Origin of the sequence: Streptomyces sp. NPDC012508, from assembly GCF_042902595.1 — a bacterium.
Taxonomy (GTDB): domain Bacteria; phylum Actinomycetota; class Actinomycetes; order Streptomycetales; family Streptomycetaceae; genus Streptomyces.
On record NZ_JBIBEO010000007.1, the window covers coordinates 381590 to 395655 of the forward strand.

General features: G+C 70.8%; 13 protein-coding genes. 11 read left to right on the forward strand and 2 right to left on the reverse strand.

The genetic code is table 11. From position 1 onward, the window contains the following. The first annotated feature begins 54 nt into the window (after nucleotides 1–54). From recG to mutM, 8 genes are all read left to right on the forward strand, one after another. A complete protein-coding gene (gene recG / locus ACFY8U_RS25315) occupies nucleotides 55–2268 on the forward strand; it encodes an ATP-dependent DNA helicase RecG (protein ID WP_389573857.1) in 2214 nt (737 codons plus the stop codon). A gap of 70 nt (nucleotides 2269–2338) precedes the next feature. Further along, a complete protein-coding gene (gene rsmD, locus ACFY8U_RS25320; RefSeq protein ID WP_389573859.1) occupies nucleotides 2339–2923 on the forward strand; it encodes a 16S rRNA (guanine(966)-N(2))-methyltransferase RsmD in 585 nt (194 codons plus the stop codon). A gap of 26 nt (nucleotides 2924–2949) precedes the next feature. After that, nucleotides 2950–3441 (forward strand): pantetheine-phosphate adenylyltransferase, encoded by a 492-nt coding sequence (coaD, locus tag ACFY8U_RS25325; RefSeq protein WP_361434777.1) that lies wholly within the window; start codon nucleotides 2950–2952, stop codon nucleotides 3439–3441. 110 nt (nucleotides 3442–3551) lie between these two features. Further along, nucleotides 3552–4643 (forward strand): ATP synthase F0 subunit B, encoded by a 1092-nt coding sequence (locus tag ACFY8U_RS25330; protein WP_389573862.1) that lies wholly within the window; start codon nucleotides 3552–3554, stop codon nucleotides 4641–4643. A gap of 151 nt (nucleotides 4644–4794) precedes the next feature. After that, nucleotides 4795–5433 carry a YceD family protein gene (locus ACFY8U_RS25335; RefSeq protein ID WP_389574168.1) on the forward strand — a complete coding sequence of 213 codons (639 nt, stop codon included), beginning with the start codon at nucleotides 4795–4797 and terminating at the stop codon, nucleotides 5431–5433. A gap of 2 nt (nucleotides 5434–5435) precedes the next feature. After that, entirely contained in the window at nucleotides 5436–5609 is a 174-nt protein-coding gene (rpmF, locus tag ACFY8U_RS25340) for a 50S ribosomal protein L32 (RefSeq protein WP_030496967.1), read from the forward strand. Between the two features lie 19 nt (nucleotides 5610–5628). Next, nucleotides 5629–6441, forward strand: coding sequence for a ribonuclease III (gene rnc / locus ACFY8U_RS25345; RefSeq protein ID WP_389573865.1), 813 nt, complete (start codon nucleotides 5629–5631; stop codon nucleotides 6439–6441). A gap of 153 nt (nucleotides 6442–6594) precedes the next feature. Further along, entirely contained in the window at nucleotides 6595–7455 is an 861-nt protein-coding gene (gene mutM / locus ACFY8U_RS25350) for a bifunctional DNA-formamidopyrimidine glycosylase/DNA-(apurinic or apyrimidinic site) lyase (RefSeq protein WP_361759803.1), read from the forward strand. A gap of 49 nt (nucleotides 7456–7504) precedes the next feature. Here mutM and ACFY8U_RS25355 read toward each other — a convergent pair whose 3' ends face one another. Beyond that, a complete protein-coding gene (locus tag ACFY8U_RS25355; protein WP_389573870.1) occupies nucleotides 7505–7891 on the reverse strand; it encodes a winged helix-turn-helix transcriptional regulator in 387 nt (128 codons plus the stop codon). 271 nt (nucleotides 7892–8162) lie between these two features. Then, the gene (locus ACFY8U_RS25360) at nucleotides 8163–9101 is read right to left on the reverse strand and encodes a CAP domain-containing protein (RefSeq protein WP_389573872.1); all 939 of its coding nucleotides are present in this window, start codon (nucleotides 9099–9101) and stop codon (nucleotides 8163–8165) included. A 216-nt stretch (nucleotides 9102–9317) separates the two neighbouring features. Here ACFY8U_RS25360 and ACFY8U_RS25365 point away from each other — a divergent pair, with 216 nt between their 5' ends. The 3 genes from ACFY8U_RS25365 (at nucleotide 9318) to smc (ending at nucleotide 13957) form a co-directional block, all read left to right on the forward strand. Continuing rightward, a complete protein-coding gene (locus ACFY8U_RS25365; RefSeq protein ID WP_361434500.1) occupies nucleotides 9318–9599 on the forward strand; it encodes an acylphosphatase in 282 nt (93 codons plus the stop codon). A 395-nt stretch (nucleotides 9600–9994) separates the two neighbouring features. Next, entirely contained in the window at nucleotides 9995–10210 is a 216-nt protein-coding gene (locus tag ACFY8U_RS25370; protein ID WP_352190317.1) for a hypothetical protein, read from the forward strand. A gap of 195 nt (nucleotides 10211–10405) precedes the next feature. Further along, the gene (gene smc, locus ACFY8U_RS25375) at nucleotides 10406–13957 is read left to right on the forward strand and encodes a chromosome segregation protein SMC (protein ID WP_389573876.1); all 3552 of its coding nucleotides are present in this window, start codon (nucleotides 10406–10408) and stop codon (nucleotides 13955–13957) included. The last annotated feature ends 109 nt before the right edge of the window (nucleotides 13958–14066 follow it).

Here is a 14066-nt window from a genome sequence, read left to right on the forward strand (position 1 = left end):
GTGACCAGGAGATATCCGCAGCCTGCGGGACGGGTGTCAGTGCGGTGGTGTGCAATGGAACGCGTGCCAGTGCTCGACGAACCTCTGAAGAACCTCCTCGGCGCCGCCACCGCGAAGGTGATGGCCGAGCAGCTCGACCTGCGTACGGTCGGGGATCTCCTCCACCACTACCCCCGGCGGTACGCCGAGCGCGGCGAGCTCACCGCCCTCGCCGACCTGCCGCTGGACGAGCACGTCACGGTGGTCGCGCAGGTGGCCGACGCCCGCGTGCTTACCTTCAACAAGGGCGGCCGGGGCAAGGGCCAGCGCCTGGAGGTCACCATCACCGACGGCAGCGGGCGGATGCAGCTCGTCTTCTTCGGCCGAGGCGTCCACTTCCACCAGAAGGAGCTGCTGCCGGGCCGGCGCGGGATGTTCGCCGGCAAGGTCGGGGTCTTCAACCGCAAGCTCCAGCTCGCCCACCCCGAGTACAAACTCCTGGACGCCGAGAGCAGCGACGAGACGGTCAAGGCCTTCGCGGGCGAACTGCTGCCGATCTACCCCGCCTGCAAGCAGCTGGAGTCCTGGACCATCGAGCAGTCCGTCTCGATCGCCCTGGACTCCCTGGCCGCCACCGGCTGGGCGGGCCTCGCCGACCCACTGCCGCCCGCCCTGCGCGAGGGCCGTGGCCTCGCCGAGCTGCCCGAAGCGCTCCAGAAGGTCCACCGGCCCGGTACGAAGGCCGACATCGAGGACGCCCGGCAGCGGCTCAAGTGGGACGAGGCCTTCGTCCTCCAGGTCGCCCTCGCCCGCCGCCGGCACGCCGACACCCAACTGCGCGCCGTCGCCCGCCGGCCCACCCCCGGCGGCATCCTCGACGCCTTCGACGCCAAGCTGCCCTTCACTCTCACCGACGGCCAGAAGAAGGTCTCCAAGGAGATCTTCGACGACCTCGCCACCGAGCACCCCATGCACCGCCTCCTCCAGGGCGAAGTGGGCTCCGGCAAGACGATGGTGGCCCTGCGGGCCATGCTCGCCGTCGTCGACGCCGGGGGACAGGCCGCGATGCTCGCCCCCACCGAGGTCCTCGCCCAGCAGCACCACCGTTCGATCACCGAGATGATGGGCGAGCTCGCCCAGGCCGGCATGCTCGGCGGGGCCGAGCACGCCACCAAGGTCGTGCTGCTCACCGGCTCCATGGGCGCCGCCGCCCGGCGGCAGGCTCTCCTCGACCTGGTCACGGGCGAGGCCGGGATCGTCATCGGCACGCACGCGCTGATCGAGGACAAGGTCCAGTTCCACGACCTCGGGCTGGTCGTCGTCGACGAGCAGCACCGCTTCGGGGTGGAGCAGCGCGACGCCCTCAGGGGCAAGGGGAAGCAGCCGCCGCACCTGCTGGTCATGACCGCCACGCCGATCCCGCGCACGGTCGCCATGACCGTCTTCGGCGACCTGGAGACCTCCGTCCTGGACCAGCTGCCCGCCGGGCGCTCCCCGATCGCCAGCCATGTCGTCCCCGCCGCCGACAAGCCGCACTTCCTCACGCGCGCGTGGGAGCGCGTGCGTGAGGAGGTGGAGAACGGACACCAGGCGTACGTGGTCTGCCCGCGCATCGGCGACGACGAGGACGAGAAGCAGAAGCGGAAGGCGTCCCCCGAGGACGAGGCCGAGAAGCGGCCGCCGCTCGCCGTCCTGGAGGTCGCCGAGAAGCTCCGCGCGGGCCCCCTCGCCGGACTCCGCGTCGAGGTCCTGCACGGCCGGATGCACCCCGACGACAAGGACGCCGTCATGCGCCGCTTCGCCGCGGGCGAGGCGGACGTCCTCGTCGCCACCACCGTCATCGAGGTCGGCGTGAACGTGCCGAACGCCACCGCCATGGTGATCATGGACGCCGACCGCTTCGGCGTCTCCCAGCTCCACCAGCTCCGCGGCCGCGTCGGCCGAGGCTCCGCCCCCGGCCTCTGTCTCCTCGTCACCGAGATGCCCGAGGCCAGTCCCGCCCGGCAGCGCCTCGGCGCCGTCGCCTCCACCCTCGACGGCTTCGAGCTCTCCCGTATCGACCTCGAACAGCGCCGCGAGGGCGATGTCCTCGGACAGGCCCAGTCCGGCGTCCGCTCCTCGCTGCGGATGCTCACCGTCATCGACGACGAGGAGGTCATCGCCGCCGCCCGCGAGGAGGCCACCGCCGTCGTCCTGGCCGACCCCGACCTCACCGACCACCCCGAGCTGCGCACCGCCCTGGACGCGCTCCTGGACAAGGAGCGGGAGGAGTTCCTGGAGAAGGGGTGACGGCACACCCCGCCGACCGGCCATATCGTGGAGGCACAGGAGCGCCGAAGCACAAGGACAAGGACCTCAGATGACCCGCGTGATCGCCGGTACGGCCGGCGGACGCCGACTGGCCGTGCCGCCCGGCAACGGCACCCGCCCGACCTCCGACCGGGCGCGCGAGGGCCTCTTCTCCACCTGGGAGTCGCTCCTCGGCACCCTCCACGGAGCCCGTGTCGCCGATCTGTACGCGGGCTCGGGCGCCGTGGGACTGGAGGCGCTCTCGCGCGGCGCCTCCCATGCCCTCCTCGTCGAGGCCGACGCCCGGGCCGCCCGGACCGTCCGCGAGAACATCCGCACGCTGGGACTCCCCGGCGCCGAACTCCGGACCGGCAAAGCGGAACAGATCGTGACAGGACCGGCGCCCGCCGACCCGTACGACCTGGTCTTCCTCGACCCGCCCTACGCCGTCTCGGACGACGATCTTCGCGAGATCCTGCTCACACTCCGCTCCGGGGGCTGGATCGCCGACGATGCCGTCGTCACCGTGGAGCGCAGCACCCGAGGCGGGGAATTCGCCTGGCCGGCCGGTTTCACATCACTCCGGGCCCGTCGCTACGGCGAGGGAACGTTTTGGTACGGTCGCGCCGCCTCTACGTGCGAAGACGCACGATGACCGGACCGGAGAGCGAGGGACCCAAGTTGCGCCGCGCCGTCTGTCCGGGGTCATTCGACCCCATCACCAACGGACACCTCGACATCATCGCCCGCGCCTCCAAGCTGTACGACGTCGTGCACGTCGCGGTGATGATCAACCAGTCCAAGCGAGGACTGTTCACCGTCGACGAGCGGATCGAACTGATCCGTGAGGTCACGGCCGACTTCGGCAATGTCGAGGTCGAGGCCTTCCACGGCCTGCTCGTCGACTTCTGCAAGCAGCGGGACATCCCCGCGATCGTCAAGGGTCTGCGCGCGGTCAGCGACTTCGACTACGAGCTGCAGATGGCGCAGATGAACAACGGGCTCTCGGGCGTCGAGACCCTGTTCGTCCCCACCAACCCGACGTACAGCTTCCTGTCGTCCTCCCTGGTCAAGGAGGTCGCCGCCTGGGGCGGCGACGTCTCCCACCTGGTCCCGCCGGCCGTCCTCGGCCGGCTCACCGAGCGCCTCGCCGAGCGGCGCGCCGAGCAGTGACCCCGAGCGACCGTCCCTGACGGTCCGTCACCTGGTGTCGGACGGGGGACGACTGCCCTTACAGTCGTCCCGTCCGTCTCCATCCAGCTGTAGAGAGTGGCGAGCACCCGGTGGACGTGCAGAAGAAGCTCGACGAGATCGTTTCCTCGATCACAAACGCCCGCTCCATGCCCATGTCGGCGTCCTGCGTGGTCAACCGCGCCGAGCTGCTCGCCATGCTCGAAGAGGTACGGGAGGCCCTGCCGGGCTCCCTCGCCCAGGCCCAGGAGCTGCTCGGCGGCCGGGAGCAGATGGTCGAGCACGCCCGCCAGGAGGCCGAGCGGATCATCGAGGCCGCCCACGCCGAGCGCGGCTCCCTGATCTCGGACACCCAGGTCGCCCGCCAGTCCCAGGACGAGGCGGACCGGATCCTCTCCGAGGCCCGCCGGGAGGCCGAGGAGATCCGCGCCGAGGCCGACGACTACGTCGACTCCAAGCTCGCCAACTTCGAGGTCGTCCTCAACAAGACCATCGGCTCCGTCGACCGGGGCCGCGAGAAGCTGCTCGGCCGCGGCCCGGGCCTGGACGAGCAGGGCTACGCCGACGAGGACGCCCCGGAGTACAGCGCGGACCCGCAGACCCTGATCCACCGCGCCGACGAGTACGTCGACGCCAAGCTCGGCGCGTTCGAGGCGGTGCTGTCCAAGACCCTGGAGGCCGTCGGCCGCGGCCGGCAGAAGCTGCACGGGCGGATCGCCACGGACGACCTCGGCGCGCACATGGCCGCCCAGGACGCGGCCGGCGGCTCCCGGCCCACCAGCGACGCCGACTACCTGGCCGGTCTCGCCGAGCTGGCGGACCCGGAGCCGGTGCAGCATCAGCCCGTCATGCAGCAGGCCCCGCAGATCCCGGCCCAGCAGCCGGACCCGTACGGGTACCAGCAGCAGCCCCAGCACCAGGACGCCTACGCCTACCAGCAGGCCGACCCCTACGCGTACCAGCAGCAGCCCGACCCGTACTCCGTTGCGGGCAACGGCTCCACCGGAGCGGCCTACGCCGCGCCCTCGTACGAGCAGCAGTACGGCTACGAGCAGCAGCCGCAGCACCAGCCCCAGCCGCAGGCCGCCGCGCTCGACGAGACCAGCTTCTTCGACACGAGCATGATCGACCTGGAGCAGCTGCGTCAGTACGAACAGGGTCACGGCCACGGCCAGGGGCACTGAGCGATCAGCTCCGCGGGCCCGGATTGGGCCCTGAGCGAAGCGTCCAGTATCCTGGCTCTTCGGTCGCGCGTATGCCCGCGATCCATGCTGCCCGCTCCGTCTCTCGATTCGAACGCGGCAGCCCCCTCACGATCCGAAAGCAGGAAGAACCCTGAGCACGCGCCTCGACCACCGCAACCCCCTCGTGTTCGACACACACGAGCTGGGGCGGCGTCCTGGTGCCCTCCAGCGGATCTCCCGTTCGGTCGACGCCCCCAAGAACTTCGGCGTCGAAGGGGTCATCGGAGTGCCGGAAGGCGCACCGGTGGAAATCGACCTCCGCCTCGAGTCGGTCATGGAAGGGGTGCTTGTCACAGGCACCGCCCGTGCATCGGCCGAAGGGGAGTGCGTAAGGTGTCTGGAGCCCGTCGAGCTCGAGCTCGACGTGGACTTCCAGGAGATGTTCTCGTACCCCGACTCCGACGACCGGGGCCGCTCCAAGGCGGCCGCGGACGACGAAGCCGAGGACGACGAGGACATGATCCCCCTCGAGGACGGCATGTTCGACCTCGAGCCCGTGCTGCGTGATGCGGTGGTGCTCGCACTGCCGATGCAGCCGGTGTGCCGGGAGGACTGTGCGGGTCTGTGTTCCGAGTGCGGAACCAACCTGAACGACAACCCGGACCACCACCACGATGCCGTCGACATGCGTTGGGCGGCACTGCAGGGACTCGCCGGTTCGCTGGGAACCGATGAGAAGGACAACATGAGCGGCGCCGAAGCTGGCGTCGACGAGAAGCAGGAGAAGTAGCCGTGGCTGTTCCGAAGCGGAAGATGTCGCGCAGCAACACGCGCCACCGCCGGTCGCAGTGGAAGGCTGCGGTCCCCACCCTGGTTTCGTGTGAGCGTTGCCAGGAGCCGAAGCAGCAGCACATCGCGTGCCCGAGCTGCGGCACCTACAACAAGCGCCAGGTCCTCTCGGTCTGAGTGGCTGGTGAGAGGCGCAATGTCTGAGTCCAACAAGACGGACAATGCCTCGTCCCACACGCTTCTGGAAGGGCGGCTCGGGTATCAGCTCGAGTCCGCCCTTCTGGTGCGTGCGCTGACGCACCGCTCGTACGCGTACGAGAACGGCGGTCTGCCCACCAACGAGCGTCTGGAGTTCCTCGGGGACTCCGTGCTCGGCCTGGTGGTCACGGACACGCTGTACCGCACCCACCCCGACCTGCCGGAAGGCCAGCTGGCCAAGCTGCGGGCCGCGGTGGTCAACTCGCGTGCGCTGGCGGAGGTCGGTCGCGGCCTCGAACTCGGCTCCTTCATCCGGCTCGGCCGGGGCGAAGAGGGCACGGGTGGCCGGGACAAGGCATCCATCCTCGCCGACACCCTTGAAGCGGTGATCGGTGCGGTCTATCTCGACCAGGGCCTCGACGCGGCCTCGGAGCTGGTGCACCGGCTCTTCGACCCGCTGATCGAGAAGTCCTCGAACCTCGGTGCAGGACTGGACTGGAAGACCAGCCTCCAGGAGCTGACCGCGGCCGAGGGTCTGGGTGTTCCGGAGTACCTCGTCACGGAGACGGGTCCGGACCACGAGAAGACCTTCACTGCTGCCGCCCGCGTCGGTGGTGTCTCGTACGGCACCGGCACCGGCCGCAGCAAGAAGGAAGCGGAGCAGCAGGCTGCGGAGTCCGCATGGCGCGCGATTCGCGCGGCGGCGGACGAGCGTCTCGCGGTGGCGAAGGCCGCGGCGGAGGCGGCGGCCGAAGCGACGCCGGAAGAGGTCGCCGACACCCCTTCCCCCGCGGACCAGGCCTCGGCCTGAAGCCCTCCCCTTCCTGACGGCACTGCTTCTTGACGACCCCGCCCGGGGCCCCGCGAGGGTCTCCGGGCGGGGTCTTCTGCTGCCGTCCGGCCGTCACGGCCCGGGCGGTAGGCTTCGGGCGTCGCCTTTCCCGTACCCCTCCGGAGGAGTCCCGTGCCCGAGTTGCCCGAGGTCGAGGTCGTACGACGCGGTCTTGAGCGCTGGGTCGGCGGGCGGACCGTGGGCGAGGTCGAGGTGCTGCATCCCCGGGCCGTACGCCGGCACCCGGCCGGCGGCCCGGACTTCGCCGCACGGCTCAAGGGCCACCGGTTCGGGATCGCGCGCCGCCGCGGCAAGTACCTCTGGATCCCCCTGGCGGACACCGAGGCCTCCGTCCTCGGCCACCTCGGGATGAGCGGGCAGCTGCTCGTACAGCCCGAGACCACCCCGGACGAGAAGCATCTGCGCATCCGCGTGCGGTTCGAGGACGGCCTCGGCACCGAACTGCGCTTCGTCGACCAGCGCACCTTCGGCGGGCTCTCGCTCCACGACAACACCCCCGACGGGCTGCCCGACGTCATCGCGCATATCGCCCGCGATCCGCTGGACCCGGCGTTCGACGACGCAGCCTTCCAGACGGCCCTGCGCCTGCGCCGTACGACGATCAAGCGGGCCCTGCTCGACCAGACGCTTATCAGCGGGGTCGGCAACATCTACGCGGACGAGGCGCTCTGGCGCGCCAAGCTGCACTACGAACGCCCGACCGCCACGCTCACGCGGCCCCGCTCGGCCGAACTCCTCGGCCATGTACGGGACGTGATGAACGCGGCCCTGGCGGCCGGCGGGACCAGCTTCGACAGCCTGTACGTCAACGTGAACGGCGAGTCCGGCTACTTCGACCGGTCGCTCGACGCGTACGGACGCGAGGACGAGCCGTGCCGCCGCTGCGGTACGCCGATGCGCCGCCGTCCCTGGATGAACCGGTCGAGCTACTTCTGCCCGCGATGCCAGCGCCCACCGCGCGCTACGGCCTGACGGTCGCGCTCCCTCACGAGCTCACACGCTCACCACTCGCCGCTGTCGCTCACGCGCTCGCCGCGGCCGCGCGCTCCTCGTCGTAGGTCTCCCGCGCGGTGAGGACGTCCGGCATCCGGCCCTCCACCAGCTCGATCAGCCCGACGAGCCGCTCGGCGACCTCGCGGCCCAGCGGCGTGAGCGTGTAGTCCACCCGCGGCGGGTTGGTCGGCTGCGCCTCGCGGTGGACGAGCCCGTCGCGCTCCAGCGCGTGCAGGGTCTGCGCCAGCATCTTCTCGCTGACCCCGTCGACCCGGCGGCGCAGCTCGTTGAAGCGGAACGAGCCCTCGTGGAGCGCGCCGAGCGTCAGCGAGCCCCACCGGCCCGTCACATGCTCCAGCGTCTCGCGCGAGGTGCAGGCCCGTGCGAACACGTTGAACACGAGGTCGTCAGTCATGCCCTTACCATACCCGCGCACAGCGCTAACTGAGAGAGTGCGCTCTCCAGTGGGTTGCACTGTTGAAAAGTCGACGCGATCGTGTTCGGCTCGCCGACGTACATGGGTGCGCCGAACACCTCGGCCGTCGCGTCGCCACCACCGCCCGCATCTTCGCCACCGGCCGCACGGCCGCCTGATCCCGCCGCGCAGAAGGGCCCCGTCACCACTCGGTGACGGGGCCCTTCTTGGCGTTCGGCGAAGCGCGGAGGCCGCCTTACCTGCCGACGGCTCAGAAGCCGAAGTCCTGCGTCCACCAGGGACCGCCGTCGGCGAAGTGCACGCCGACGCCGAGCGTCGTGTAGTCGCAGTTCAGGATGTTCGCGCGGTGGCCGTCGCTGTTCATCCAGGACTCCATGACGGCCGCCGCGTCCACCTGGCCGCGGGCGATGTTCTCGCCGCCCATGCCGGAGACGCCCGCCTGGGCCGCGCGGTCCCACGGCGTGTCGCCGTCGGGGTCCGTGTGGTCGAAGAAGCCGCGCGCGGCCATGTCCGCGCTGAAGTCGCCCGCCAGGTCGGCGAGAGCGGCATCCGAGCGCACCGGGGTGCAGCCCACCTTGGCCCGCTCCTGGTTGACCAGCCGGACGACCTCGGCCTCGGCGGCCGCGGCGCGGCTGAGGGTCGGTGCGGCCGGCGGCGTCGTACGGGTCGGCGCGGGCTTCGTGGTCGTCGGCGCGGGCTTGGGCGCCGCCGTCTTCGTAGGCGTCGCCGTCTTCGGCGGCGTGGGCTTCTTCGTCGGGGTCGCCGTCTTCGACGGCTTGGCGACGGTCTTCGACGGCGTCGGAGAAGCGGTCGTCTTCGACGGCTTCGGCGAGGGGGTCGCGGAGGGGGAGGCCTTGGCCGTGGGCGTAGTCGTACCCGTCCCCGGGGCGGAGCCGGGCGGAGTGGACGACGGCGTCGCGGACGAGCCGCCCTGCGTCGTCAGCTCCGGAGCCTGCCGGGACTCGCTCTGCTCCTTGCCGGAGCCGACGCTGCCCACGGTGTGCGTCTCCCCGCCGGGCAGCAGGCCCGAGGCGACGGCGACCGCGCCGACCGCCACCGCGGCGGACACACCGAGCAGCCCGTTACGCACGGGCCGCTTCCTACGGCGATTACCCCGGTGCCGGCTGTCCGAACCGGCCGCGTAATCTTCTGCGGCGGGCGCGGCGCCGGAGCGACGATGGCGTCCCATCTGCTCTGCCTTCCTGACGTCCTGTGCTGACTGTGCCGTGTGGCTGTGACCGTGCCGACTGTGCTCCGGTCTTTGCTGATCTTTGCTTCCGCGGACCCTTGCGAGGTCCTCGGGCAAGACACGCCCGAACGGGTGAGCCTCATTCGGTCGGGACTGTACGCCATGACGCACGGGGGTGACGTGCCCCTTGAGTAATTGGCCCGTTAGCGTTCAGCCATGAACGAAGACGTACGGCTGACCGCCTGGGTGCGCGGCCGAGTACAGGGAGTGGGCTTCCGCTGGTTCACCAGGGCAAACGCGCTGGAGATCGGCGGCCTCGTCGGCTTCGCCCTCAACCTCGACGACGGACGGGTACAGGTCGTGGCCGAGGGGCCGAGTGAGAATTGCCACCGTCTGCTGGAGTGGCTGCGCGCCGGCGACACTCCCGGGCGGGTAACCGGAGTCACGGAGATCTGGGGCACCCCGCGCGGCGGTTACGACGGCTTCGAGATCCGCTGACGATCACCCTGACGGCGCTCCGTCCGATGGCCCGCTCGGCCCTCGGGCGGACGTTCGGCGAAGGGCCGCCGACATGGAAATGGCCTGATGGTTGCCAAGAAGGGCTTGCGATGCCAGGCTGCGCGCGGAAGGATGATCGCTACGCCCCCTGAGGCACCGAGTTGCGAGGTCCAGCCGCCTGTTGTGCGGCCGTAGACCCCCGGTCGCCCCTTGATACGGGGCGTGATCGTGTTGACCGTCAAACTTTTTGGTGAGACTCTGGAAGCCCCGCGCACCTTAGCTGTTTGGCAGTAAGAACCGGCACGACATGAAGCACTGCCGAGCACCGCGGGTGCGAAAATCCCTCACGACCCACACCGCTTCGGTCGGTCACTCAGTGTGGAGGACCATCCATCATGGCAAAGGCGCTTCTCGGTTACGTCGGCGGCTCCGACCCGCGACTCCTCGCCGAGATGCGACGGCTTCAGCAGCGCGTCCAGGACCTCGAGTCCGAGCTTGTACGGATTCAGTCCGAGAACGACGCGCTCAACGCTGCCGCCGCACAGCATGGCGAGTCGCTGCTCGACAGCATCGACCTCGACGTTCCCAAGGCGGAGCCTGCGCTCACCTGACCGTCACCACCCGTGTGACAGTCAGCCCCGTGCCGGGGCAGGGTGAGAAACACTCTCGCTAGCACAGCTAGATATGCAAGGGACGCTCAGGCGTCCCTTCTTTCTTGAGTCCCCCACGTCACACCCCTCCTCACCCGAGGGTGTGCCCTGCACCTTCATGGGTGAAACGCGCAACCACAGGTAGAGTCCGGGGGCGTGCATCTCAAGGCCCTGACTCTCCGCGGTTTCAAGTCGTTCGCATCCGCCACCACGCTGCGGTTCGAACCGGGAATCACGTGTGTCGTCGGGCCGAACGGATCCGGCAAGTCCAATGTCGTGGACGCGCTGTCCTGGGTCATGGGCGAGCAGGGCGCCAAGTCGCTGCGCGGCGGCAAGATGGAGGACGTCATCTTCGCCGGCACGACCGGGCGGCCGCCGCTCGGCCGCGCCGAGGTGTCGCTGACCATCGACAACTCCGACGGCGCGCTCCCCATCGACTACGCCGAGGTCACGATCACCCGGATCATGTTCCGGGGCGGAAGCAGCGAGTACCAGATCAACGGCGACACCTGTCGCCTGCTCGACATCCAGGACCTGCTCTCCGATTCCGGCATCGGCCGCGAGATGCATGTCATCGTCGGCCAGGGCCAGCTCGACTCCGTCCTGCACGCCGACCCGATGGGCCGGCGCGCCTTCATCGAGGAGGCGGCGGGCGTCCTCAAGCACCGCAAGCGCAAGGAGAAGGCGCTGCGGAAGCTCGACGCGATGCAGGCCAACCTCGCGCGCGTGCAGGACCTGACCGACGAGCTGCGCCGCCAGCTCAAGCCGCTCGGCCGGCAGGCAGCGGTCGCCCGCCGGGCCGCCGTCATCCAGGCCGATCTGCGCGACGCCCGGCTGCGGCTGCTCTCCGACGACCTCGTACGGCTCCAGGAGGCCCTGAAGGCCGAGGTCGCCGACGAGGCCGCGCTCAAGGAGCGCAAGGACAGCGCCGAGAACGAGCTGCGGGCCGCCCTCGCGAAGGAGGCCGAACTCGAGGACGAGGTCCGCCGGCTCGCCCCGCGCCTCCAGCGCGCCCAGCAGACCTGGTACGAACTCTCCCAGCTCGCCGAGCGGGTACGGGGCACGATCTCGCTCGCCGACGCGCGCGTGAAGAGCGCCACCGCCCAGCCGCCCGAGGAGCGCCGGGGCCGGGACCCGGAGGACATGGAGCGCGAGGCAGCCCGAATCCGCGAGCAGGAGGCCGAGCTGGAGGCCGCCCTGGAGGCCGCCGAACGGGCCCTGGAGGACACCGTCGCCCACCGGGCCGACCTGGAGCGCGAACTCGCGGTCGAGGAGCGCCGGCTCAAGGACGTGGCGCGCGCGATCGCCGACCGGCGCGAGGGCCTGGCGCGGCTGCATGGCCAGGTCAACGCCGCCCGGTCGCGCGCCGCGTCCGCCCAGGCCGAGATCGACCGGCTCGCCGCCGCCCGGGACGAGGCCCAGGAGCGGGCCGTCGCGGCCCAGGAGGAGTACGAGCAGCTCAAGGCCGAGGTCGACGGTCTCGACGCCGACGACAGCGAACGGGGGGAGCGGTACGAAGCCGCCCGCCGTGACCTCGCCGAGGCGGAGGCCGTCCTGACGGCCGCCCGCGAGTCCGCCACCGCGGCCGACCGCCTCCGCGCCGCGACCCGGGCCCGCCACGACGCGCTCGCGCTCGGGCTGCGCCGCAAGGACGGGACGGGAGCGCTGCTCGGCGCCCGCGACAGCTTGACCGGGCTGCTCGGCCCGGCCGCCGAACTCCTCACCGTCACCCCCGGGCACGAGGTCGCGATCGCCGCCGCCCTCGGCGCGGCGGCCGACGCCGTCGCCGTCTCCGGCCCCACCGCGGCGGTCGAGGCCCTGCGCCTCCTGCGCAAGCAGGACGCGGGTCGCGCGGCGCTGCTGCTCACCGGAACGGAAGGCCCGGCGCGTCCGTCCGACACCGCGGGCCGCCCCCGCGCCGCCGACCTCGTCCGAGGCCCCGAGGAACTCATGGGCGCGGTGCGACGGTTGCTCGACGGGATCGTGGTGGTGGAATCCCTGGAGGAGGCCGAGGACCTCGTCCACGCGCACCCGGAACTCACCGCCGTGACCGCCGAGGGCGACATGCTCGGGGCGCACTTCGCCCACGGAGGCTCCGCGGGTGCGCCCAGCCTCCTCGAAGTGCAGGCGTCCGTCGACGAGGCGGCAGCCGAGCTCGAGGAGCTGGACTCCCGCTGCGAGGAGCTGGCCCGCGCCCAGCAGGCGGCGACCGAAGCGAGGCGCGCCGCCGCCGCGCTCGTCGAGGAGCTGGCCGAGAGCCGCCGCGCCGCCGACCGCGAGAAGTCCCAGGTCGCCCAGCAGCTCGGCCGGCTCGCCGGACAGGCCAGGGGCGCCGCGGGCGAGGCCGAGCGGACCGCGGCCGCCGCCGCCCGCGCGCAAGAGGCCCTGGAGAAGGCGCTCTACGAGGCCGAGGAGCTCGCCGAGCGGCTGCTCGTCGCCGAGGAGGCGCCGAGCGAGGAGGAGCCCGACACCTCCGTGCGCGACCGGCTCGCCGCCGACGGCGCCAACGCCCGCCAGACCGAGATGGAGGCCAGGCTCCAGCTCCGTACGCACGAGGAACGGGTCAAGGGTCTCGCCGGACGGGCCGACTCCCTCGACCGGGGCGCCCGCGCCGAACGCGAGGCACGCGCGCGTGCGGAGCAGCGGCGCGCCCGGCTGCGCCACGAGGCGGAGGTCGCGACCGCCGTCGCCACCGGTACCCGGCAGCTGCTGGCCCATGTCGAGGTCTCCCTCGTCCGGGCCGAGCAGGAGCGGGCGCTCGCCGACGCCGCCAAGGGCGCGCGTGAGCAGGGCCTGTCCGCGGCCCGCGCCCGGGGGAGGGATCTGAAGGCCGAGCTGGACAAGCTCACCGACTCCGTCCACCGCGGTGAGGTCCTCGGTGCCGAGAAGCGGATGCGGATCGAGCAGCTGGAGACCAAGGCCCTGGAGGAGCTGGGTGTCGAGCCGGCCGGCCTGGTCGCCGAGTACGGCCCCCATACGCTTGTACCGCCGTCGCCGCCCGCCGAGGGCGAGGAGCTGCCGGAGGACCCGGAGCATCCGCGCAACCAGCCCCGCCCGTTCGTCCGTTCGGAGCAGGAGAAGCGGCTCAAGGCCGCCGAGCGGGCGTACCAGCAGCTCGGCAAGGTGAACCCGCTGGCCCTCGAAGAGTTCGCGGCGCTGGAGGAACGGCACAAGTTCCTCTCCGAGCAGCTGGAGGACCTGAAGAAGACCCGGGCCGACCTCCTTCAGGTCGTGAAGGAGGTCGACATCCGTGTCGAGCAGGTCTTCAGCGAGGCGTACCGGGACACCGCCCGCGAGTTCGAGGGCGTCTTCTCGCGGCTCTTCCCCGGGGGCGAGGGCCGGCTGATCCTGACCGACCCCGACAACATGCTCACCACGGGCGTCGACGTGGAGGCACGTCCGCCCGGCAAGAAGGTCAAACGGCTCTCGCTGCTCTCCGGCGGCGAGCGCTCGCTGACGGCCGTGGCCATGCTGGTCTCCATCTTCAAGGCCAGGCCCAGCCCGTTCTACGTGATGGACGAGGTGGAGGCGGCGCTCGACGACACCAACCTCCAGCGGCTGATCCGGATCATGCAGGAGCTCCAGGAGTCCTCGCAGCTGATCGTCATCACGCACCAGAAGCGGACGATGGAGGTCGCGGACGCGCTGTACGGCGTTTCCATGCAGGGGGACGGGGTATCGAAGGTCATCAGCCAACGACTGCGGTGATGATCAACTTCAAGTCTTGAACGCAAGGGGTTCAAAACTCAGTTTGAAGTCATACGACATGACCTCTTGACTTCGAAACATGAAGGCATAGTCTCTGCAACGTTGCTTT

Coding starts and splice junctions, on each gene's coding strand:
- recG (WP_389573857.1), top strand. CDS start 55: ATGGAACGCGTGCCAGTGCTCGACGAACCTCTGAAGAACCTCCTCGGC.
- rsmD (WP_389573859.1), top strand. CDS start 2,339: ATGACCCGCGTGATCGCCGGTACGGCCGGCGGACGCCGACTGGCCGTG.
- rnc (WP_389573865.1), top strand. CDS start 5,629: ATGTCTGAGTCCAACAAGACGGACAATGCCTCGTCCCACACGCTTCTG.
- ACFY8U_RS25355 (WP_389573870.1), bottom strand. CDS start 7,891: ATGACTGACGACCTCGTGTTCAACGTGTTCGCACGGGCCTGCACCTCG.
- ACFY8U_RS25360 (WP_389573872.1), bottom strand. CDS start 9,101: ATGGGACGCCATCGTCGCTCCGGCGCCGCGCCCGCCGCAGAAGATTAC.
- ACFY8U_RS25365 (WP_361434500.1), top strand. CDS start 9,318: ATGAACGAAGACGTACGGCTGACCGCCTGGGTGCGCGGCCGAGTACAG.
- ACFY8U_RS25370 (WP_352190317.1), top strand. CDS start 9,995: ATGGCAAAGGCGCTTCTCGGTTACGTCGGCGGCTCCGACCCGCGACTC.